Source organism: Sphingobacterium allocomposti, from assembly GCF_008124885.1.
GTDB classification, from domain to species: Bacteria; Bacteroidota; Bacteroidia; order Sphingobacteriales; family Sphingobacteriaceae; genus Sphingobacterium; species Sphingobacterium allocomposti.
In genome coordinates this window covers 1-21921 of sequence record NZ_VNHX01000023.1, presented here as the reverse complement: position 1 = coordinate 21921, position 21921 = coordinate 1, and the positions used below count along the sequence as shown (strand labels likewise).

Below are 21921 nucleotides of genomic sequence, written 5' to 3'. Positions count from 1 at the left end.
CATCAGCCGACTGTCGCGTTCTATAATTGTCAAACAAGTAAATATGACCATGAATTCACAACCGTTGGTTTTCGCCCATGCGCACGCTGTTGCATTGCTGCCGCACATAAACGGTGCAGCAAAACTACAGGCCGATCCTGATAAGGAGCCGGAGGAAGGCACAGATATCATTCCAGAGAGCGATAGAGAAATCGAAAATCTACCGCCTACTCAGCCCGATGTATATCCGCTGGAACGCGAAAATCCGGAACTTGACAAAGAGCAGGATAACCAGCCCGTCGAGACGTCCTAACCGTTATCACTCCACAACGGAGCCCTCCGGGGGAACGTACATCGGTTCAGGAAATCCGCTTGCCGATTGTAAAATTGCCAAAGCGAACATGGAAGTTTTCCTCCGCACCGTCGCAGAAGTTTTCCAGGTCGCTTTTGTTATAGTCGCCGGGATCGGCTCCATTTTTCAGAAATTCTATCCGACCCGCCAGATAAGACATGACATGACAAAACGGCCCGTTTATGCTATAGTCCTCTCCGTCGAGAATGCTAAACGCTCTCCCGGCCTCGCTTTTAGCGAGCAAATCGTTTGCAAGCCGGACTAAATTCTGGACTTCCCCCGTCTGGGTGGGTGGATCAATAAATACGCGTTCGCCGAAATAGCGTAGGTTTACGAGGTCGTCAAGTTCCTTTTTGGTCGTAATTCCATAAATCAGGTTGGATAGGTTAGTGGTTTCGCTCATGTGGCTTCGTTTAATTTTAGTAACATAATCAAATCCTATACCATATGTCGAAGTTCCCTTTCTTCGTGTCACTTTGTCTTATACGACATACCATGCTCTACCTCTTAGCATGTCTTTTTGGAAAAAAGTACTATTCTATGCCAGGTTTTTAATACTTTTAAAAATGCTTTCTATATGGAATAAATGCAGAAATAGAGATTAAATACAGGCAGGAAAATATATACATAAATTAACACTATGATAACCATAAACAATTTTGAAGAGTACAAAACATATGAAGGGAAGCTACTGGGTGTTTCAGATTGGCACACGATAGATCAGCAACAGATCAACAGATTTGCAGATGCCACCCTAGACCATCAATGGATTCACGTCGATCAGCAAAAGGCAGAGCAAGAAGGGCCATTTAAAGCCACTATCGCACATGGCTACCTTACCCTATCCCTGATTCCCCACCTATGGAAACAGATTGCTGACATACGGAACGTAAAAATGGAAATCAACTACGGTATCGAAAATCTCAAATTCGGACAGCCTGTGTTGGTCAACAGCGAAGTTCAGTTACAGGCTAAGGTGAAATCTATCAACAACCTCCGAGGAGTAGTTAAAGCAGTTATTGAAGCTACCCTCCACATAAAAGACAATGTCAAACCCGCGTATGTGGGCGATGTAGTTTTCCTGTACCACTTTGCTTGATCAACGCATGTTCTACCGGGAGTTACGCCGCGATGCGGACCGCTCCCGGTAGCTCAACAGTCCTGATGGACCCCCGGGTTTACGGAATTGATCCGGATAGACTTCGTTGTCACAATCGCTTAGATATTTATCCCCACCTTTCGTCTGGAATTTGTACCTTTGAATATATTTTTCAGCAACCCAAATCGCGTAGAATATGTCTCTGTTTACCACAACCCGAAATATTGTTTCCATACTTCAGTGTCTTTTGATTCTGTTGCCAGGTTCGGCCGTCGCTCAGAAAGGGCAGGATAAACGTCCCAATATCGTGTATATCATGAGTGACGACCATGCTTACCAGGCCATCAGTGCTTACGGATCCAGGCTAAATAAGACGCCAAACATCGACCGCCTCGCTGAAGAGGGACTGTTATTCACCCGCGCTTCCGTAACCAATGCGCTTTGCGCCCCCAGCCGCGCGGTACTTCTAACGGGAAAACACAGTTTTGTCAACGGGAAAATAGACAACGAAGCAAAATTCGACTGGAGCCAGGATAACTTCGCGAAAATCCTCCAAAAACATGGGTATCAGACAGCGCTGATCGGAAAAATACATATGGATGGCATCCCCACAGGTTTCGACCATTCAGCTGTATTAATTGACCAAGGGGAATATTATAATCCAAATTTTATCATCAACGGACATAAACAACAGGTCGAGGGCTACGTATCCGATCTAACTACCGACATGGTTCTTCAGTGGATAGCACAGCGAGATCCCAGCAAGCCGTTCTGCGTCCTTTACCACCAAAAAGCTCCCCACCGGGAATGGCTGCCGGCACTGCGCCACATAGTTGATTACACAGCGATGAAATTTCCTGAGCCAGAAACTTTGTTTGACGACTTCCGCGGACGAGGCACCGCCGCAAAGACCGCAGAGATGAATATCCTTAAGCATATGAATTGGGCAGGCGACAACAAAGTCCCTCCAACATTGATGGACGAACTGGGGCTCAAGGAGTATATGTCGTGGGATAAAGCGGCCTTTAATAACAATCTGGGCCGGATGACCACGGAGGAGCGGGCGGTTTGGGATTCCGTCTATCTCCCCATCATGGAGAACTTCAGACTTGCATATCCCCATATGTCGGAAGCCGACCTTATGCGTTGGCGCTACCAGCGATATATGCAGGACTATCTCGGAACAGTAGCCGCCGTTGACGACGGCGTGGGCAAGCTCCTGGACTTCCTAAAACAGAACGGGCTCGACGAGAACACGATCGTCATATACACCTCCGATCAGGGTTTTTATCTTGGTGAACACGGATGGTTCGACAAACGTTTTATGTACGAGGAGTCGCTCCGTACACCATTGCTCATCCGTTACCCTAAGGAGATTCCTGCGGGAACCCGATCCGATGCGCTCGTACAGAACCTCGACTTCGCTCCGACCCTATTAGATTATGCCGGTATAGAGGCGCCTAAAGATATGCAGGGCGAATCCTTCCGCAAGCTCGCCGGCGGCACACAAAAGAACTGGCGCGATGCCGTCTATTACACTTACTACGAATACCCTGGTATACACGCGGTAAAACGGCATTACGGCATCCGGACTGATCGCTACAAACTTATTCATTTCTATTACGACATCGACGAATGGGAGTTATACGACCTCGAAGAAGATCCGCAGGAGCTGCACAATGTCTACGACAATCCGGCATATGCCGAAGTCCGGAAAAAGATGACCGAAAAACTTGCAGCAGTACGTGCTTCTTATAACGACTCGGCCGACAATGATAGAAAGTTTTTACCGAAAACTCCAGTAGAATAGCCCTCCGCCAGACCGTGCCCATCCTCTCCACGGTCTCACGGCATAGCTACACGGATGATCATACCAACGCTACTTTGGCGCCTTATGGAACATATAAAAAACTATTTTAACCAGTTTGTTGATATCAGCGATGAAGAACTTCTTCTCTTTACGTCAAAACTCACAAGAATGGACGTTCCCAAAAAGTCGCTGATCCTGAAGCAGGGTAAAACCGAAAACTTTTTATCCTTTATTGAAAAAGGAATCGTCAGATTTTACGTTCCCGACCTCGACGACGGCCTTACCTTCTCTTTTTCGTTCGAACACTCATTTTTCAGTGCGTATGATTCATTTTTAACCCAGCGCCCCTGTACCTATAATGTCGAAGCAGTGACCGACTGTATACTTTGGCGATTAGCGTACGACGATCTAAACTCGATTTACGGTACAACAGCCATTGGCGAAAGGATTGGCAGAAAGGTCGCCGAGGACCTATATCTGAAAAAGATGAAGCGGGAAATATCGCTCTTAAACGATCCGGCAAAAAAAAGATATCTGGATTTAATGGAAGAAGCTCCACTTTTGCTTCAACATATTCCCCTCAAGCACCTCGCAACATATATTGGAATACGCCCTCAATCGCTCAGCCGAATCCGTAAACAGATTTATTAACATTTGTTCATTGATTGCTTGCCAAAACGCGGATAAATTTGTCCAAAAAAGAAAATGAAGCCTTTATTGATTTTACTTGGTGTTTTTGGTTGCACACTGGTTTATACGAAAGTGGTGCAGCCCGTTATCGATCTACCCCTTGCCGGCAGAATAGCACTCTCGATAATGCTACTGTTTACAGCATCCGGCCACTTCTTTTTTACAGGGGGCATGGCGAAGATGATCCCCGATTACGTCCCTTCACGGAAATCCCTGATAATTATAAGCGGCGTTGCAGAGGTGTTGGCTGCTATCGCGCTCTTCTTCCCCGCATGGGCAGCCATCACAGGGTGGTTGCTGATATTTTTCTTCGTCGTATCCCTTCCTGCCAACATTTATGCAAGCCTCCATCGAATAAATTACCAGACAGGAAAGGCCGACGGGCCGGGTCTCTCCTACCTGTGGTTCCGTGTCCCTTTTCAGATACTCCTCATCCTTTGGACATACTTTGCAGCAATAAGTCCTTTTTAAGCCATAGTCCGGCTACGCCCCTTATCGCACAGCTTAGGGCGAGAACCGTGGCTGATTAGCCGTGTCACGTTCCGTGTCACGGTTGATATTGTCCATTGCCACTCCCGAATTGTCCGACCCAGTCTGCCCTAGCGTGTCAGGTGACTTGCTTCTCTCAATATTATCGAGCGGTACACCGACATTGTGATGGCCGTTGGCGACGGAGTCGGCGTCTACCACACCTGTCCCCGTGCTTGATTGGCCGCACGATACGGCAAAGAGGAAAAGACACCATAGCCCGATCACGATACCGCTGCCTAGATGCTTACGATCTAAGGTCATAATCTCGTTGAGTCTAAGATTTCTCATACTAAATCCGTTATTTGTTACATATGCTCAAACAGCTTTGGGCTTACGGCCGAACGCCTTACGTAGCTCGTCTTTCGCGCTTTCCAAAACTTTCCGCTGGTTTTCACCTAGATTTTCTCCCGCCCTGTTAATGTAAAATGTCAACATCGACATTGCCGACCGAAAAGGACTCGACTTCCGTCGATCACTGTTTTCCGCCGACCTCTTTAACGACGCCGCTATTTTCTTCGGATTTTTGGATTCAAAAATATGTGGTTCCAAATCCAGCGCATCGCTATTTTCGGTAACTTCTGCCGACCATTTTTCGTTTTCGGCATTGTCTTTCTTTTTCATAATCACCTCCTCTAACAAAGAATCCACTGGCTCGGAAATGGTTTCCCTTCTTCCGCTTTTTAGGGGTATTATACACCACTTTCGTAGAAATACGGTCGCCGGAAGAGCGGCAGCCTGACCAGCTGCTCGCGGACGGCTCCAGATTTGAAGCAGCCGATAAAACAAAACGCTCCTTTTCCCGTGCTATGTCAAACAGCATATCATCAACTATGGCAATAATAGGAGAAATAATAAAAAGGGTAATAGACGTAAACGGGATGATCGCAAAGACTGCATCGCCGGTCGACGCCCAACAAACGGTCTTACGCGACTTATTGGAAAGGGCAAAAAGCACGGCTTTCGGAAGGAAGTATAACTTTGACGCTATCCTCGCAGACGCTGAGCCTATAAAGGCGTTCCAAAGCACCGTGCCCATATACGACTACGATAGCTTACACGACGAATGGTGGCATTACTTACACGCCGGACACGAAAACATTACATGGCCCGGCGGCCAGCGCTTCTTCGCGCTGAGCAGCGGAACGACCAGCAACAGCAAGGCCATCCCCGTGACAGACGACATGCTTGACTCCATAAAAAAGGCGGGTATCCAGCAGATCCTCAGTTTAAAGAACTTCGATCTGCCTCCCGATTTCTTCGAAAAAGACATTATGATGCTGGGCAGCAGTACGCAACTGCAGGAAAAAGACGGATTTTTAATGGGAGAAATCAGTGGAATCTCGGCAGCCAACCTCCCGCTGTGGTTCCGGCGGTTTTATAAGCCCGGACACAAGATCGCCGCTGCCAAAGACTGGAACGAACGCGTCAGCAAGATTGCCAAAAATGCCAGAAAGTGGGACATCGGAAGCATGACGGGCATCCCCTCTTGGTCGGAAATCCTCCTAAAAGAAATCATCCGGTATCATAATGTGGATACCATACACGACATCTGGCCGAACCTGCGCGTATACAGTACAGGCGGGGTTGCATTCGAGCCGTACCGCAAGAGCTTCGAAACCCTCTTTGCCCGGCCGATGATTTACATCGATACCTATCTGGCATCAGAGGGGTATCTGGCAACCCAGAAAAGACCCGACACGAACGCCATGGCCCTTCTTGTCGATAACGGCGTATTCTTCGAGTTTGTGCCATTCGTCGCCGCTAATATGAACGAGCATGGAACCGTGAAGCAAGACGCGGAAGTCCTGACCTTGGCCGACGTCGAAGAAGGCCGCGAATATGTACTCCTTATTTCTACTGTAGCCGGCGCCTGGCGCTACATGATCGGCGACACGGTGATGTTTACGGATAAAGAGCGGGGCGAAATCGTTATCAGTGGGCGAACAAAACACTTTCTGAATGTAGTGGGCGAACAGCTTTCTGTCCATCAAATGAATGCCGCGATCCGGAAGGTCCAGGATACGTTTGATCTTAAGATAACCGAATTTACCGTCGCTTCGATAATAAAGAACGGTAAACATATCAATAAGTGGTACTTGGGAGCCGACAAGGTGCTCGAACCTACTTCGGTAACCGAATTACTGGATGCCGAGCTCCAACGGGCCAACAAAAATTACGCGGTCGCAAGACGACAGACGCTAGACCACATTGAGGTCGAAATAATTCCTGTCGACTTTTTCTACCAATGGAGCCGCACCTATAAAAAAATGGGAGGACAGACGAAGGTACCAAGGGTAATGAATGAAGAAAGTTTTCAACAACTTGAAGATCTGGTACTCCAACTGCAAGGGGCGGAAGAACGTCAATGACTGAACGGATGCCCTGCAGTCTTAACTTCGGTATCCAATATCTCCTCTTGTCGCCGGCTGTTTTCGCCCTCCAGAGATGATACCAGTTCCACAATGTCGTCCGGCGATAAGTAAAGGTTCGCGATCCTGTCTTTGTAACGCTGAGGAAGTTCACTGTGGTCCAGAATAAACCGTTTTGTTGCAAGGATATAATCGCCCATGCCCCGCTGGACAGCAAAGGTGTCTGCCGTCCGCTCCGCGCGTCTTATATACCGTTTGGATAATAGATAAAGCAGCCCAAAACGGGCAATTCCCCACACACTTCGCATTTCATAATCCAGGATATGTCCCAGCTCATGACCTATCCACCCTATCAATACCGAATCGTCGACCTGATGGATAGGCTCTATACTGTAGCGCAGCTTGAAGACCGGACTGATCAGTATATCGTAGACTCTATGTTTTTTTCCGCGCAGCAACGTGCGTACAACTGGTCTGGCGGCCATAACAGATTTCCTGAGCGTCTGCGTGAAGACGAATCGGATATTTGTGGCATGAAGTTCTGGATAGTGAGATAGTGCAGCTAGGATCTGGCGTTGGATCACACGGGGCACCTTCTTGTTGTGCAGCGTGGATGCGTCCGTTGCCATCATTGTTTCCTGCCCAGATCGTATTTCCATAGTTGATGTAGATTTATAAATAAACGGCCGGGCATTGCTATTTGTTTCACTTTTTTTGAACACGCAACGGTATGAGCATACCCCGCAGAGGCCTTACCAAAAAATTGCCGGCACAGGAAACCTTACATCTCTATCCGCGTTCCCCTAAAAAAGGCTTATGACTCCTTATTTACTAATCGGATTTCTGCTCTTCAGCATTGGCGCCAAGCAGGCGGCCACCTTGGACGACTTACGGGCGAAGTACCGCACGGCGACCACAAACGCTACAGTGTGTAAGCAACAGCTTTCAAAAGTTAAAGCCATCCGCACACCCGATCCGCTGCAACAGGCTTATATCGGCGCTTATTTTGCCGTATGGGCAAAGCATGCGGACGCCCCTTTGACTAAGCTCAATAGTTTCAAGCGCGGGAAAAAAGATCTCGAAGAAGCCGTCCGGCGGGACAAAGACAATCCGGAGATCCGCTTTTTACGCCTCACCATTCAATATCATGCGCCCAGGATGCTGCGTTACAAAGACAACATCCGTGCAGACTGCGCATTCATTATCAAACACTACCAGGAGATTTCTCCCCTACAGCTGAAGGACAATATCAAGGCTTTTCTTTTATCGACGGACCTACTAACAAAGGAACAGCGAAAAACGTTATAAGGCAATAGCAATCGCCTAACGTAGCGGTATTTATATCGAATGAAAGTTAATCCTTGTCAAGGCTGTATAGGTCAAAAAAAGGAACAGACCATCAGCCACTGACGCAGCCGTAACGGGGCCGCACGGCGTCAGCGAAGCATAAAAAGGTGAAGAATGTCCTGCCGGGGAGATACTCCTCACACCGGCATAAGTGGCTACCTATATACATACAAAAACGTCATTACAGGGAGAATGAATCTTGACGAAGCCCTCCGACGAGGCCTTGTCCCTTCTTTCCTGTAATGACGTGGCGCTTCTACTTGTTAGCCTTCGACTTCAATAAAACATATGCGGCCAGACCAATCCCAATGCCGATGGCTGCATCCTTAAGTATTTTCTTCTTGCCAAATTGCCAACGTGCTTTCCAACCCCGCTCTGCCACCAGATTTGGAAATTTTCCGTCCTTTATATCCTGGACTATCCCTTCAATTTCATTGATCCGATCTGCCAGTAGCAATGGCAGCCAATGACGATATCGGGATTCGCTGTATTTAAAAGCATAGCGCCGCAGTGCTCCACTAAGGCCTTGCGGGGGAATCGTCTCGCCAAATACGGCCGAGAGATTTGGCCGTTCATTGGAATGCAGGATCTCCACGGAGGGCTGCTGCTGAATGGGGCGCTCCCATAACGCTGCATTTCCCTCCGCTTCCTTGTTCTTCATAGGGTATGTAGGCTCGTTAAGCGGATCGGCGTCAATTCCCCATCCTTTAATCTCTTTATAGTTTTCCACTGAATTTTTCATAATCAATTCTTTAAGAACTAGCGTTTGGAACCAACACCGGTTTAATACATGCGTCCAGCTTAGATGAAAAGATATGATAAGCCTCGGCTATATCTTCCAGTGCAAACCGATGTGTAATTATATCTTTGGGGCTGAGAATACCGTTTTGGATATGTTCTATCAACCGCGGAAGCAGCCGTTTAACCGATGTCTGATTTGCCCGTACGGTGATTCCCTTGTTGACAACGTTACCAATCGGAACCAAATTATCCGTGGGGCCGTATACCCCAACGATCGATACGATCCCGCCCTTCTTAACCGAGTTTATCGCCCAATGCAGTGCCGTTGCCGATCCCGCCTGTAGCAGAAGCTTCTTGCCGGTGATGGTCTGCATCGCATTCCCGCAGGCATCCGATCCAACCGCGTCGATACACACGTCGGCACCTAACCAGTCAGTCATACGCTTGATAAATACAACGGGATCGTCCATAGATTTAAAGTTGTAGGCCTCGCACGGCGCGTATTTCTTCACAAACTCCAGCCTATACTCCAAATGGTCGATCACAATTACCCTTCCAGCACCGAAAAGCCAGGCACATCTGGCTGCCATAATTCCCACAGGCCCCGCACCGAAGACCACCACGGTATCTCCGGTTTTTATGCCGCCCATTTCTGCTGCCTGATAGCCGGTAGGTAAGACATCTGTCAACAGCAGAGCGTCCTCGTCATTCATCCCCTCGGGTATAACAGTGGGACCGACATCCGCATAAGGCACCCGTACGTACTCGGCCTGCCCGCCATCGAATCCACCGGCGATATGGGAATAACCGAATATTCCTCCGACGGCGGTGGACATGGAATTTGACTCGTGACAATTGGCAAATAGACCTTGCCGACAGAACACGCACTGTCCGCACGCTATATTAAAAGGAACCAATACCTTATCGCCTACCTTCAGGTTTTCTACTGCAGTACCTACTTCCCGTACTATTCCGATAAACTCATGCCCAAATGTACTTCCCACACGCGTGTCGGGAACCATCCCATGGTATAGGTGTAAGTCCGATCCGCATATGCAGGCGCGTGTCACCTGCACAATAGCATCACGTGGGTGCTGTATTTCCGGCATAGGTTTATGGTCCACTCGAACCCTATACGGGCCTCTATAATTCATTGCTAACATAATATTTCTGTATAATATAACGATTAACTATTCTTTACCCGTATTCTCCACCGATGTGCGCTCTTCTGGCGACTGCCGCTCGTTCGTTTCAAGGTCCCACTTCTCCAGCGGAGCCACAGAGGGGCCATTTAACAAGACACCATCAACTCCGTAGCGGGCACCATGGCAAGGGCAATCCCAGCTACGTTCTGTATTATTCCACTTCACTATACAGGCAGCATGACGGCAAACGGGATCTACGGCATATATCTTGCCCTCCTCACTCTTAAAAACACCAATACGGTTTCCGTCGTATTTTAAAATACGTCCTTCGCCACGCCCCAGCTCGGCCAAACCTTCTACCTTCTGCAATGAAAATCTGTCCGAAATAAAACGTTTCACCACATCCACATTCTCTACGACGAGATCGCGAACTCCCGACAGCGGACCGATCCGCGTCGGAAGGTACAACTCCCGATACCTGCAGTCGCCTGTTAAAATGAGGTCTGTTAACATAAGTCCTGAAAGCGTGCCGAATATCATGCCGTTACCGCCAAATCCTGTAGCGATCAGTTCGCGCTGGTGGCTCTTACCCGGATAATAGCCGATGAACGGTAGCTTGTCCTGGCTCTCATAAAACTGAGACGACCACTGGTATCTTTTTTCTTTGACACTATATATGTCTTTGATAAAAGCCTCTAGCTCAAAGAAGTTATGTTGTTCGTTATCATGATGCGCCGTTTTGTGATCTTGTCCGCCGACCATTAGGTAGAATTTCCCGTCTTGCTGTACGGTCCGGAAATAATGGAAAGGCTCTTTCATATCATAGACGAGGTCGTGGGGGTAGCTTTCGTGCTCAGCCAGTTCCCAAACCTGAATATAACTACGATAAGGGGCGACTCGAAAGTTCATGAGCTGTATGCCCGGTGTGGTATGCGTCGCATATATCACGGCTCCTGCCGACAGCGTCTCGCCGCCCGCGACTTTAACGCGGAGCTGGTGATCCTCATCTGTTACCTCCTGCACAAGCGCACCTTCTATAACATGCCCTCCCAGCTTGACGTACGCGTCGAGCAGTCCTAGCAGATAACGTGTCGGATGGAAATGGGCCTGTTCTGCAAATTTGATCGCATAGGTGTTGCCTGCTGGAAGGGGAATCTCTTCGACCTTTTCGCAGGCTATACCTAGTTCCCGTATAGCCCCTTCGATATTTATCAGTTCATCGCGCTCCGCGTCATCCGTTGCATATAAAAAACCGGAACATGGCGTATAATCGCAGCTTATCGCGTATCGATTGACATTATCTGCGATATGTGCCATCGCATCGCGGGCAGACTGAAGCACTTCACGCGCACGATCCTTGCCGTGCTGTTTTATGATCTCGGTGTACGGGGTGTCCAAAACCGTATTTAAATGTGCTGATGTACCGCCCGTGGTTCCGAAGCCTATCTGGTGGGCGTCCACCACAACACAGGATTTGCCGCGCTCCTGCAGCCGGAGAGCAGCCGTCAGGCCGGTAATACCGCCTCCTATGATCAGCACCTCATAATGCCCTCCGCTGACTGCGGGGTATGTTGGGCCGGCATGGTCCTGCCAGATGCTTCTATTACTACCATCACGTTGCATATAATAAGCCAGTCTTAAAAATGTTCGAAAAGTGTATGGTTCCCCCTATTTGCTGGGCGACTTGGGCGACCCATCTTTAGGCCCCTGCATCTTATCCATCTGAGCAGCAGCCATCTGTTCGGGAAGTATATTGTTCGTCGCCACCAATAGTTTGTTCTTGACGCCGGAAATAATGGTATCTTTTCCGCTGTGCAGCGCTTTATATCCATCTTCCGCCACCTTAGCCGGGTCGCTAAGTCCCGAATCCAAAATCTTGGAGTCCTGCATATCTGCTTTGCGGAAGAAGTCGGTGTCCGTCGCCCCGGGCTCAAGGACCGTCACCGTTATGTCCGTGTCTTTTATCTCGTAGCGAATGCTGTCGGACAGAGACCGTACAAAGGCTTTCGTGGCGTGATAGACCGCTTGCCACGGACCCGGCGTTTCCGATGCGATAGATCCGAGCTGTAGTATTTTACCTCTGTTCTGGGCCACCATATCTTTAAGGAAAAGATACGTGAGCGCCGTCAACGTCGCCGCGTTAAGCTGTATAATTTCCAGCAGCCTGCGGACATCCGACTTGATGAATAGCCCATATTGCCCCTGCGCCGCATTGTTTACGAGGACATCCACAAAAATATGCTGTCGGCTCACCTCGTCATACAGCTCGAAGGCTGCGTTAACGTCGCTAAGGTCCTTGGCAATGGTGATAACTTCGACCCCATACTGCGATTCCAGTTCCTGCTTTGTCGTATTAAGGCCAGCTTCGCCGCGGGCAACAAGCAACAGATGATAGCCGTCTTGAGCAAATAACCTCGCAAGTTCCTTACCTATACCGGAGGTGCCTCCCGTTATCAACGCATACTTCTTTAGGTTTTCGTTCTTCATGATAAGCAAATCTTAGCTCTGGGATTAATGATAACATAGCGGCCAGCATACATACGCCGGCCGCCCTGCAACTTAATTTATGCGGTTTCGCTGACGTTCGCCTCGCTCATGGCAATTTCCGTCAACAACTCATCTGTCTCTTTTTCTTCCGCCAACGTCTGTCCTAAAAGTTCTTTTGCCTCCGTGTGCTCCATTAGGCTGGCATAAGTAACGACACATCCATAGCTGGCAATCTCATAGTGTTCTACTTTCTGCGCTGCCGCAATTAATGCTGCGTCCAACACTTCTGGGCTGTCCTGGAACTCCTCGATGAGCTCATCGGCCTCCGCCAGCAAGCCTTCCATCGCTTTACATTTCTTCCCTCTCGCCGTCATTCCCAAGCTTTCGAATACAGCCCGCAAGCGCTCGATCTGTCCCTCGGTCTGTTGGTAATGGGTTTCGAAAGCAGTTCTAAGCTTTTCGCTGCCCGCTGAAGCAGCCATCTTCTTCAAACCTTTTAACAGCTGACGCTCCGCTCCTAAAATGTCCTTTAATTCATCCACAAATAATTCGTGCAGGTGTGCGTTCGGCATATTGCCTTCTTTCATCTTTGCCATAATAGTACTCCTTCTTTAGTTTGCTAGTTGAACGCCGTTGTCGCAAGTTTGTTCCCATAGATTGGCAATTCTGTAGTTACCACATCAACATCGCGTATAAAAACTATATTCATCCGTATAAAACAACGGCAGACTAATAAAAGCGCAACCTCTTAGCCGGAGACTGACACTTAAAAAAAGGGGACCGCCTGAAACCAAACACCATGTATGCGGTTCATTAGACGTACCAATGAAATAACATATGAGGATACGTAGCCTATTTGAAAGCCACCAAGAGATTCCTGTCCTTTTTACGTGCCGGGGACAAAATATCAATCCCCCGCTTTTTTTCGACGAGGTGCCCGCCGGAACACAGAGCCTGGTACTACTCCTCGAAGATATGGACGCAGATCCATTATGGGTGCACTGGCATCTTTACAACATTCCTGCCGACAGCGCCGGAGTTCCAGAAGGGGAGATCCCACCCCTAGCCAAACAGGGACTCTGCAATAATCATACGCTGGGATACGAAGGCCCCTGCCCTAAATACTTTCAGGGGACACATAGATACCGCTTCACGCTCTATGCATTGAACGAAGTTTTACACTTCGACAAAGACCCCGAACCAGCGGAAACCAAGGAAAAGATGGAAGCCGCCATCATAGAAGAGGCAGAACTTTGGTTTCAATGCAGCTCGGACGACTGACGGAAGCGCAACGGGCCACAGACACGGAAGGCCGGAGCACATTCGCCGGGACAATCATACGGACAACTTTGAAGACACACCAAGAAGGATATAACTGGATACATATGAACACACTAAAAGACAAAGTAATCTTAATCACCGGAGCTGGGCAAGGCCTTGGCGCCGCGACCTGCGAAGTCCTGGCTAGCGATCAGGCAACGCTGATTCTTACCGACATCCGGACGGAAGGAATTCAAGCGATAGAGGAGCGTTGTGTTGCCGCCGGCTGCAAGTCCAAGAGCTTCAGAATGGATGTCGGCGACGAAGATAGTGTAACCGCGACGCTCGCACAGGTTGTAAAAGAGTTTGGCAAGATAGACGTCATCATCAACAATGCAGGTATCGACTACACCAAGTCCGTTGAAGAACTTGCTCTATCTGAATGGGACGCCGTCATGCGTGTAAACCTGCGTGGCCCTTTCATCGTTTCTAAAGCAGCGTTCCCCTATCTGAAAGAAAACGGTGGCGGCCACATCGTGAACATCGTTTCGACCGCCAGCAAGCGGGCATGGGCCAACGCATCACCCTATCATGCAAGTAAGTGGGGACTGCTGGGGTTCAGCCATGCACTGCACGTGGAAGGACGCAAGGAAAACATTAAAGTTACTGCCGTGATCGCAGGTGGGATGAAAACTCCGTTTTTGCTGGATCGCTTTCCCGATATAGACACCAATCTTCTACAGGATCCAAAAAATGTTGCGGATACAATAAGATACGTAATTTCAATGCCTGCCGAGACGGTGATACCGGAAGTTATGGTTCTTCCGATGACAGAAACGTCGTGGCCGTAGTCGCGGCGCCCACGGCCTGCAGCGGTCGTGGGACACTTAACCTTGCTGTTGTTGACGTCGGAGGGCCTGCACCGTCGCCGCGGCTACAACCCCACCTATCGTGTACCAGGCAACGGTAAGCACCTTTGTCAATGGCGTACGGGTAACCGGCGTGTCATCCAATCCTACCTGCTTCGGTAGAAAAAGCGCTCCAAGTCCGCCGATTAAACCGATACACAGTCCACGCAGCCATATGTTTCCCCCCTCTTCTTTAGCTATGGTGCTGTAATAAAACGTGTTCGCCACAAGATCACCCGTCATCGCCATACCATATTTTACTTCCGGCGTCGGAGAAGGCTGTCCGAACGTATTTGCGACTTTCGCTATACCGCCCTCCGCTATACGATTTACCGCTGGTGCATCCTTAAAGCGCTTCCGCGCGTACTCATGGACTAAATTAAGTGCTATGGCACCCGCTAATCCTCCTAACATATTCGGTGATAGTTTCATTTTGATGAATTTTGTAAATGCCGACACGGCGTTCAACTTCTGTCTGAATGAAAAGACGCTTTTAGCGGTATTTCGTTTTGCAAGATGGCAAATTCCGTAATTATCACTTGAAGGGGCCTCCTCAAGGTATAAAAGAAAAGCTTAAGTAGTGGATACCTAAGCTTTTCTCTTGCAATGGCTATAAAATGGCTTCACGTAGCCGGACCAGTTTATGGAGCAATTCTTCCAGGCGATCCAGATGAAGCATATTCGCTCCGTCCGACTTCGCATTAGCTGGATCGGGATGCGTTTCGATGAACAGGCCGTCCGCGCCGACAGCGATTGCAGCCTTCGCTATGGTCTCTATCAGTTCCGGTTTGCCGCCCGTAACCCCCGACGTCTGGTTCGGCTGCTGTAGCGAATGCGTGCAGTCCATAATCGTAGGCACCCCGAACGAACGCATGACAGGAATGCCCCGAAAGTCGACAATTAGATCCTGGTAACCAAAAGAGTTTCCCCGATCCGTCAACAATACCTTGTCGTTTCCCGAGTCTTTTACCTTGTCTACTGCAAACTTCATTGACTCTGCCGACAGAAACTGTCCTTTCTTGATATTGACGACCTTACCCGTGTTTGCTGCAGCAACCAATAGTTCTGTTTGCCGGCAAAGGAAAGCAGGAATCTGCAGTACATCCACGTAGGCGGCAGCCATAGCCGCTTCATGGCTCTCATGGATATCGGTAACCGTCGGGACACCAAACGTCTTGCCCACCTTTTCGAGCACCTTTAATGCTTTCTCGTCGCCGATTCCTGTAAACGAATCGACGCGGGACCGGTTCGCTTTACGGTACGAGCCTTTAAAAATATAAGGAATATTGTACTTATCTGTAATCTTTGTAATCTGCTCGGCGATCCGCAGCGCAATTTCTTCTCCTTCAATCGCGCAGGGTCCGGCCATCAAAAAGAACTGCGGGGAACCGGCATTCTTAATTGCCGGTAAGTAATGATGAATCATATGGATGGATAATTAATTTCCTAATTCAGATATAAATTTAATACGCATAAGCTGAATATCTTCATACGTATAGTCATCTTCGCCAAGTTCTTCCAGCGCCCGTTGTATAGAATCAACCTCCGCTGCGCGAAAGTATTCATAGACTTCGTCCTGACGGTCACGGTCTATCATCTCATCCACAAAATAGCCGATGTTAAGTTTCGTGCCGGAGTTAACGATCGATTCCACCTCCTTCAATAAGTCCTCGTAGCTAATACCTTTAGACGAAGCAATATCGTCCAATCCGATTTTCCGGTCGATATTCTGTATAATGGACACCTTCAGGGCTGATCTATTTGCTGTACTCTTCACAACCAGATCCTGTGGCCTATCGATATCATTATCCTCTACATACTTTTTAATGAGATCGACAAAGGGCTGTCCGAACTTCAACGCTTTTCCTGCCCCTACACCTTGAATCTGCTTCAGCTCGTCCAGGGACACCGGATAGTGCGTACACATCTCGTCCAGCGACGGATCCTGAAAAATGACGAAAGGCGGGAGAGATTTCTGCTTGGCAATTTTCTTGCGCAGCTCCTTGAGCATCTTCAGCAGCTCCGTATCCAGCGCTGTCGATCCCTGGGCGACGTCATCTCCGCCTTCATCCTCGGCCTTTTCCATTGGTCGGTTCAGAATAAACTTGATAGCATAAGGGTTGGCAATGTATTTCTTTCCGCTTTCGGTAAGCATCAGCAAGCCGTAATGATCGATATCTTTCTTAATAAAACCATTAAGTTCTGCCTGACGTATAAGTGATTTCCAGTAATTTATACCCTTGTCCTTACCCGTTCCGAACAACACGTGCTGATCGTGTTTGTAAGACGATATGGGTTGATTGTTTTGCCCGACAAGGACATTGATCAGGTGTTGATCATCAAACCGTTCGCCCTCTTCTTTAATAAAGTTCAATACCTGCAAAAGCGACTCCTCGGCCTCAAAGTAGGTTTTCTTCGCGCGGCAATTGTCGCACATGTTGTTACAGCCGGTTTCGTCAAACTGTTCACCGAAATAATGTAAAATCTGCTTACGCCGACAGACAGACGATTCTGAGTAATCGATGACCTCCTTTAGGATCTGCGTCCCGATTTCCCGCTCAGAAACGGGCTTATCTTTCATAAATTTCGTCAGCTTTTCGACGTCCTTTTCAGAATAAAACGCCAGACAATGCCCCTCTCCGCCGTCGCGACCCGCTCTTCCTGTTTCCTGATAATATCCCTCCATTGACTTCGGTATATCGTGATGAATCACATACCGGACATCGGGCTTATCTATCCCCATACCGAACGCTATCGTCGCCACGATCACCTCTACGTCTTCCATCAGGAACTTGTCCTGTGTTTCCGCTCGGGTCTTTGCATCCAGCCCAGCGTGGTACGGCAGCGCCTTTATCCCGTTAATATTCAAGACCTCCGCTATCTCCTCTACCTTCTTCCGGCTTAAACAATATATGATCCCTGTCTTTCCGGCATTCAACCGGATAAACTTAACAATCTCTTTAACTACATTCTTCTTTGTCCGCACCTCGTAATATAGGTTAGACCGATTAAAGGAAGATTTGAACAACGTCGCGTGGTTCATCTGTAAGTTCTTACGGATGTCCGATTGCACCTTTGGCGTAGCCGTTGCTGTCAACGCAATAATCGGGATATTCTCGCCTATCCCGTTAATAACCTGCCTTATCTTCCGGTACTCCGGACGGAAATCGTGCCCCCATTCTGAGATACAGTGAGCCTCATCTACCGCTACAAACGAAACCTTAATCTGCTTCAGAAACAGAGCATTCTCCTCCTTAGCTAAGGATTCGGGCGCCACATACAACAACTTCGTCTTTCCCGCCGATACGTCCTGTTTCACCTTGGTGATTTCGCCTTTATTCAGCGAAGAGTTGAGGAAGTGTGCGATACTGTCGTTGCCGCCGAATGCGCGCAGCTGATCCACCTGATTTTTCATCAAGGCAATCAATGGCGAAATTACGATAGCCGTCCCTTCACTCATAAGCGCAGGTAGCTGATAACAGATTGATTTCCCCCCACCGGTAGGCATAATAACAAACGTGTCCTTCTTGTTCAGGATATTTGTTATTATCGCTTCCTGGTCCCCTTTGAACGTGTCGAAGCCGAAAAATTCCTGTAAATTGTCAAATAGTGATTTTTCTATTTCCATTAACTGTAGACAAAAAATTAGATGGACCTGTGACTCTTTTGAGTGCCAAATAACTTACTTTTGTAGTTTCTTTAATATAAAATTAGATATTTTTTCCGTGATACACAACATCGATATTAAAAAGACTGCCATTGAAGCACTTACACTCGAAGCCGCTGCCATCCTAAAACTGAAGGAATTCATTACGGACGATTTCACACAGGTAGTGAACGATATTCTGGGGCTGCGTGGACGTGTTATCGTGACGGGGATAGGTAAGAGTGCCATCATCGCGCAAAAGATTGTAGCGACATTTAATTCCACGGGAACGCCTTCAATTTTTATGCATGCCGCAGATGCCATACACGGCGATTTGGGGATCATACAGAAGGACGATCTGATCATAGCCATCTCCAAGAGCGGGAACACACCTGAAATCAAGGTGCTCGTACCCTTTCTAAAGCAGACAGGAAACACGCTCGTAGCGATGGTCGGAAACCTCCAGTCTTTTCTCGCCCAGCAAGCCGATTATATCCTGAACACAACCGTAGACCGCGAGGCCTGCCCCAACAACCTCGCGCCGACCACAAGCACAACGGCACAGCTGGCAATGGGCGATGCATTAGCCGTATCCCTGCAGACATGCCGGCAGTTCTCCGACCGCGATTTTGCAAAATACCACCCGGGTGGCGCCTTAGGCAAACAGCTGTACCTCAAAGTAAGCGACCTTTCTGATCATAATGGCAAACCGTCCGTCGGTCCGGATGCCAATATCCGTGAAGTCATCATCACCATTACCAAATACCGCCTTGGAGCAACTGCCGTTATAGACAACGGCCAGCTATTGGGGATAATAACGGATGGCGACATCAGACGGATGCTGGAGAAGTACGAAGATCTCACCGCTATTCAGGCAAAAGACATTATGGCTCTACATCCCAAAACAATCGACAGACATAAACTGGCCGCCGAAGCGCTGCATCGGATGCGACAAAACAACATATCCCAGCTCCTCGTCACTGAAGACAACAGCTTTCAGGGAATCATACATATCCAAGATCTTCTGAAAGAAGGCATTATATAGCCGTTGTTCTGTAATATTTTTGTTTGTTGTGCACTTTATTTGACAAGATCGCCCTGTAATTGGTAACTTTGGCGTATATTTTGATCGCAACGTAGAGACGTTAAAAGATATGATGATGAAAAAGACACTAGGATTTTTAGTAGTATTGACGACCCTGATTGGATTTACATCCATGATTTCGGCAATTGGAGAATTTAGATTCGAAAAGGAAACACATGATTTTGGAAATATCCCGCATAACAAGCCAGCAACTTTCGACTTTAAGTTCACAAATGCAGGAGATGCACCCATAATTATTTCGGAAGTTAAACCCTCATGTGGCTGCTCGGTAGCTGAATTTACAAAAACCCCTGTGAAACCGGGCGAATCCGGCACCGTAACGGTAACGTACAATGCAGCCGCCAAAGGACCATTCACCAAACAGTTTACGGTTAAGTCCAACACCAAAACACCCGTGAAGACACTAACGGTAAAAGGCAATGTCGAATAATTACTGATACTTGATAAAAAAGGCCGTTTGATGACGGCCTTTTTTTGTTGCCGGGCCCCGACGCTCCGCCGCCTGTCCCACAGAAACGACGCTTCCCCGTCCGTCGCCGATAGCGAAAAAAGAATATTTTTCTGCATCTTTTCAAATCAACAGCCCCGAATTGTTTTCTTTTGCTAATTTTACCGCATAATTAAACAACTCAGAAGAAATGCCACAACTATCAGAAAAGGGCATCCGTATGCCCGCTTCGCCTATCAGAAAACTAACTCCTTTCGCTGACCAAGCCAAAAAAGAAGGAAAGAAAATTTATCATCTGAACATTGGCCAGCCCGATATCGAAACGCCTGAAATCATGCTGAATGCACTGAAGAACATCGATTTCAAGGTGTGGGCATATACGCCGTCTGAGGGCACAGCGTCTTATAGAAACAAGTTGATGCAGTACTACAATAAGCTTGGCTATGATATCACGGTAAACGACATTCTGGTAACCAACGGCGGATCAGAAGCTATTACAATCGCCATGCAGGCCTGCTTGAACCCAGGCGAAGAAATTATCATTCCTGAACCTTTCTATGCCAACTACAATGGGTTCGCCTGTTCGGCCGATATTGTCGTAAAACCGATTATGTCCTATATCGATAGCGGCTTCAGTTTGCCGCCTATCGGCGAGTTTGAAAAGCTTATTACCGACAAGACGAAGGCAATAGCCATATGCAATCCGAACAACCCTACCGGATATCTGTATGCACGCGAAGAACTCGAACAGCTTAAAGAACTCTGTCTTAAACACGATCTTTATCTATTTTCGGACGAAGCCTACAGAGAGTTTTGTTATGATGGCCGTGAGTTTGTATCCCCCATGCATCTTGCCGGCCTCGAAGAACACGTTGTCGTTCTGGATACTGTCTCGAAACGCTATTCAGCATGTGGAGCACGTATCGGTTGCCTGATCACTAAAAATAAGGAACTGTACCAAGCCGCACTCAAATTTGCACAGGCACGGCTAAGCCCTTCCTTAGAAGGACAAATAGCTAGCGAAGCGGCGGTGGATACACCCGACAGCTACTTCCTCGCTGTAACAGAAGAATATACGGCAAGACGGGACACATTGGTGAACGGGTTGAACCAGATCGAAGGCGTGTTCTGTCCCAACCCCGGAGGGGCATTCTATGTAGTGGCGAAGCTGCCGATAGACAACGCGGACGCCTTTTGCCAGTGGATGTTGGAATCCTTCTCCTACGAGAACGAAACAGTAATGATGGCACCCGCGACAGGTTTCTACAGTACACCCGGAGCGGGGGTCAATGAAGTGCGCTTAGCTTACGTCCTCAACCGCGACGACCTTAAGAGAGCATTACGCTGCCTCGAGGAAGCCCTTTCTGTGTACCCGGGGCGCACACAGGCATAGCCCAGAGCCGGATGCTACGGCGTCCGGCCTCGCGTTGTACGTTAAAAAAGAAAACAAAATCTTCCACTGGTCGTTATACTCCTAAAGTAAAACAAAAAAAAAAGGAGTGATATGGATAAGTTGAAGAAATTTGATTTAATGGCTAAAATTGCCCGCGAACTGGAAGACTTAAAAAACAGTCAGCAAGCAGTGTTGGAGAAAATCGGAAAAATCGAAGTGGACAACATCGAACTCGGAAATTCCACGTTGGAAAAGGAACTTCCCGAAATCTACCAGCGTACGGCAGACAATGCAGATGCAATCCGTGACGTACTGGATACATTTCAGCAAACGACAGACGACTACGCCGCTAAAAACAATATAGACAGGCTCCGGGAGCAACAGACAATAAACAGCATCAAATGATATATACGAAAAGAAGGCGTCTAAAAAGGGCGCCTTCTTTAGTTTTATTATGGGCTTGTGGTCTGTAATGGTTTTAGGAGATTAGCCTAGGCCGCCAGCGGTTGATATGGGTAATTTCCCATGACTGGTCATAAAATAAGCGGATTATTGTATTTAGGTTCGTCGTTTGGTCCGGAGAAAGTTGTTTCAGGAGTTTTTTCGACCAT

26 protein-coding genes are annotated in these 21921 nt (G+C 48.1%); 13 read left to right on the top strand and 13 right to left on the bottom strand.

The annotated features are described in order from the left end of the window. Positions 1 to 43 precede the first annotated feature (43 nt). The gene (locus BC792_RS14850) at positions 44 to 292 is read left to right on the top strand and encodes a hypothetical protein (RefSeq protein WP_148909804.1); all 249 of its coding nucleotides are present in this window, start codon (positions 44 to 46) and stop codon (positions 290 to 292) included. A gap of 46 nt (positions 293 to 338) precedes the next feature. Here the strand turns inward: BC792_RS14850 and BC792_RS14845 are convergent, their stop codons facing one another. Continuing rightward, the gene (locus tag BC792_RS14845; protein WP_148909803.1) at positions 339 to 734 is read right to left on the bottom strand and encodes a hypothetical protein; all 396 of its coding nucleotides are present in this window, start codon (positions 732 to 734) and stop codon (positions 339 to 341) included. A gap of 237 nt (positions 735 to 971) precedes the next feature. Here BC792_RS14845 and BC792_RS14840 point away from each other — a divergent pair, with 237 nt between their 5' ends. Then, positions 972 to 1430, top strand: coding sequence for a MaoC family dehydratase (locus BC792_RS14840; RefSeq protein ID WP_148909802.1), 459 nt, complete (start codon positions 972 to 974; stop codon positions 1428 to 1430). A gap of 12 nt (positions 1431 to 1442) precedes the next feature. Here BC792_RS14840 and BC792_RS18400 read toward each other — a convergent pair whose 3' ends face one another. Then, on the bottom strand, positions 1443 to 1664 hold the full coding sequence (locus BC792_RS18400) for a hypothetical protein (protein WP_170250047.1): 222 nt from the start codon (positions 1662 to 1664) through the stop codon (positions 1443 to 1445). On the opposite strand from BC792_RS18400, the gene BC792_RS14835 reads away from it, so the two are divergent. The 3 genes from BC792_RS14835 (at position 1627) to BC792_RS14825 (ending at position 4401) form a co-directional block, all read left to right on the top strand. Next, complete coding sequence (locus BC792_RS14835; protein ID WP_148909801.1) at positions 1627 to 3240, top strand: sulfatase family protein; 1614 nt, start codon at positions 1627 to 1629, stop codon at positions 3238 to 3240. The two genes, BC792_RS18400 and BC792_RS14835, sit on opposite strands and share 38 nt — an antisense overlap. Before the next feature lie 84 nt (positions 3241 to 3324). Beyond that, positions 3325 to 3891 carry a Crp/Fnr family transcriptional regulator gene (locus BC792_RS14830; RefSeq protein ID WP_148909800.1) on the top strand — a complete coding sequence of 189 codons (567 nt, stop codon included), beginning with the start codon at positions 3325 to 3327 and terminating at the stop codon, positions 3889 to 3891. Between the two features lie 54 nt (positions 3892 to 3945). After that, on the top strand, positions 3946 to 4401 hold the full coding sequence (locus BC792_RS14825; RefSeq protein ID WP_148909799.1) for a DoxX family protein: 456 nt from the start codon (positions 3946 to 3948) through the stop codon (positions 4399 to 4401). A 33-nt stretch (positions 4402 to 4434) separates the two neighbouring features. On the opposite strand, the gene BC792_RS14820 is transcribed toward BC792_RS14825, so the two are convergent. Together BC792_RS14820 and BC792_RS14815 are read right to left on the bottom strand one after the other, a co-directional pair. Continuing rightward, positions 4435 to 4749 (bottom strand): hypothetical protein, encoded by a 315-nt coding sequence (locus BC792_RS14820; RefSeq protein WP_148909798.1) that lies wholly within the window; start codon positions 4747 to 4749, stop codon positions 4435 to 4437. Between the two features lie 27 nt (positions 4750 to 4776). Further along, positions 4777 to 5082: a DUF3175 domain-containing protein gene (locus BC792_RS14815; RefSeq protein ID WP_148909797.1), complete on the bottom strand. Its 306-nt coding sequence runs from the start codon at positions 5080 to 5082 to the stop codon at positions 4777 to 4779. A 209-nt stretch (positions 5083 to 5291) separates the two neighbouring features. Here BC792_RS14815 and BC792_RS14810 point away from each other — a divergent pair, with 209 nt between their 5' ends. Further along, entirely contained in the window at positions 5292 to 6830 is a 1539-nt protein-coding gene (locus tag BC792_RS14810; protein WP_148909796.1) for a GH3 family acyl-acid amido synthetase, read from the top strand. Here BC792_RS14810 and BC792_RS14805 read toward each other — a convergent pair. Next, positions 6824 to 7489: a hypothetical protein gene (locus BC792_RS14805; RefSeq protein ID WP_211357553.1), complete on the bottom strand. Its 666-nt coding sequence runs from the start codon at positions 7487 to 7489 to the stop codon at positions 6824 to 6826. The two genes, BC792_RS14810 and BC792_RS14805, sit on opposite strands and share 7 nt — an antisense overlap. A gap of 157 nt (positions 7490 to 7646) precedes the next feature. Here BC792_RS14805 and BC792_RS14800 point away from each other — a divergent pair, with 157 nt between their 5' ends. Next, positions 7647 to 8138, top strand: a complete 492-nt coding sequence (locus BC792_RS14800) for a hypothetical protein (RefSeq protein WP_148909795.1) — start codon at positions 7647 to 7649, stop codon at positions 8136 to 8138. Between the two features lie 295 nt (positions 8139 to 8433). Here the strand turns inward: BC792_RS14800 and BC792_RS14795 are convergent, their stop codons facing one another. The 5 genes from BC792_RS14795 to BC792_RS14775 all read right to left on the bottom strand — a co-directional run bounded on the left by BC792_RS14795 (position 8434) and on the right by BC792_RS14775 (position 13146). Further along, positions 8434 to 8919, bottom strand: a complete 486-nt coding sequence (locus BC792_RS14795) for a hypothetical protein (protein WP_148909794.1) — start codon at positions 8917 to 8919, stop codon at positions 8434 to 8436. 10 nt (positions 8920 to 8929) lie between these two features. Next, positions 8930 to 10027: a zinc-dependent alcohol dehydrogenase gene (locus BC792_RS14790; RefSeq protein ID WP_246155113.1), complete on the bottom strand. Its 1098-nt coding sequence runs from the start codon at positions 10025 to 10027 to the stop codon at positions 8930 to 8932. A gap of 81 nt (positions 10028 to 10108) precedes the next feature. After that, positions 10109 to 11686 carry an FAD-dependent oxidoreductase gene (locus tag BC792_RS14785; RefSeq protein WP_148909792.1) on the bottom strand — a complete coding sequence of 526 codons (1578 nt, stop codon included), beginning with the start codon at positions 11684 to 11686 and terminating at the stop codon, positions 10109 to 10111. A 45-nt stretch (positions 11687 to 11731) separates the two neighbouring features. Next, the gene (locus BC792_RS14780) at positions 11732 to 12550 is read right to left on the bottom strand and encodes an SDR family NAD(P)-dependent oxidoreductase (protein WP_148909791.1); all 819 of its coding nucleotides are present in this window, start codon (positions 12548 to 12550) and stop codon (positions 11732 to 11734) included. A gap of 77 nt (positions 12551 to 12627) precedes the next feature. Then, positions 12628 to 13146: a YciE/YciF ferroxidase family protein gene (locus BC792_RS14775; protein ID WP_148909790.1), complete on the bottom strand. Its 519-nt coding sequence runs from the start codon at positions 13144 to 13146 to the stop codon at positions 12628 to 12630. Positions 13147 to 13387: 241 nt separating this feature from the next. Here BC792_RS14775 and BC792_RS14770 point away from each other — a divergent pair, with 241 nt between their 5' ends. Together BC792_RS14770 and BC792_RS14765 are read left to right on the top strand one after the other, a co-directional pair. Then, complete coding sequence (locus tag BC792_RS14770; RefSeq protein ID WP_148909789.1) at positions 13388 to 13831, top strand: YbhB/YbcL family Raf kinase inhibitor-like protein; 444 nt, start codon at positions 13388 to 13390, stop codon at positions 13829 to 13831. 104 nt (positions 13832 to 13935) lie between these two features. Further along, positions 13936 to 14661 carry an SDR family oxidoreductase gene (locus BC792_RS14765; protein WP_148909788.1) on the top strand — a complete coding sequence of 242 codons (726 nt, stop codon included), beginning with the start codon at positions 13936 to 13938 and terminating at the stop codon, positions 14659 to 14661. A 36-nt stretch (positions 14662 to 14697) separates the two neighbouring features. Here the strand turns inward: BC792_RS14765 and BC792_RS14760 are convergent, their stop codons facing one another. The 3 genes from BC792_RS14760 to recQ all read right to left on the bottom strand — a co-directional run bounded on the left by BC792_RS14760 (position 14698) and on the right by recQ (position 18346). Beyond that, positions 14698 to 15150, bottom strand: coding sequence for a hypothetical protein (locus BC792_RS14760; protein WP_148909787.1), 453 nt, complete (start codon positions 15148 to 15150; stop codon positions 14698 to 14700). 178 nt (positions 15151 to 15328) lie between these two features. After that, a complete protein-coding gene (kdsA, locus tag BC792_RS14755) occupies positions 15329 to 16144 on the bottom strand; it encodes a 3-deoxy-8-phosphooctulonate synthase (RefSeq protein WP_148909786.1) in 816 nt (271 codons plus the stop codon). A 12-nt stretch (positions 16145 to 16156) separates the two neighbouring features. Beyond that, positions 16157 to 18346 carry a DNA helicase RecQ gene (gene recQ / locus BC792_RS14750; protein WP_148909785.1) on the bottom strand — a complete coding sequence of 730 codons (2190 nt, stop codon included), beginning with the start codon at positions 18344 to 18346 and terminating at the stop codon, positions 16157 to 16159. A 100-nt stretch (positions 18347 to 18446) separates the two neighbouring features. Between recQ and BC792_RS14745 the strand changes: the two genes are divergently transcribed. The 4 genes from BC792_RS14745 to BC792_RS14730 all read left to right on the top strand — a co-directional run bounded on the left by BC792_RS14745 (position 18447) and on the right by BC792_RS14730 (position 21715). Next, the gene (locus BC792_RS14745) at positions 18447 to 19409 is read left to right on the top strand and encodes a KpsF/GutQ family sugar-phosphate isomerase (protein ID WP_425262456.1); all 963 of its coding nucleotides are present in this window, start codon (positions 18447 to 18449) and stop codon (positions 19407 to 19409) included. A gap of 115 nt (positions 19410 to 19524) precedes the next feature. After that, positions 19525 to 19899: a DUF1573 domain-containing protein gene (locus BC792_RS14740; RefSeq protein WP_148909844.1), complete on the top strand. Its 375-nt coding sequence runs from the start codon at positions 19525 to 19527 to the stop codon at positions 19897 to 19899. A 208-nt stretch (positions 19900 to 20107) separates the two neighbouring features. Then, positions 20108 to 21310 carry a pyridoxal phosphate-dependent aminotransferase gene (locus BC792_RS14735; RefSeq protein ID WP_148909783.1) on the top strand — a complete coding sequence of 401 codons (1203 nt, stop codon included), beginning with the start codon at positions 20108 to 20110 and terminating at the stop codon, positions 21308 to 21310. Between the two features lie 111 nt (positions 21311 to 21421). Beyond that, positions 21422 to 21715: a hypothetical protein gene (locus BC792_RS14730; RefSeq protein WP_148909782.1), complete on the top strand. Its 294-nt coding sequence runs from the start codon at positions 21422 to 21424 to the stop codon at positions 21713 to 21715. The last annotated feature ends 206 nt before the right edge of the window (positions 21716 to 21921 follow it).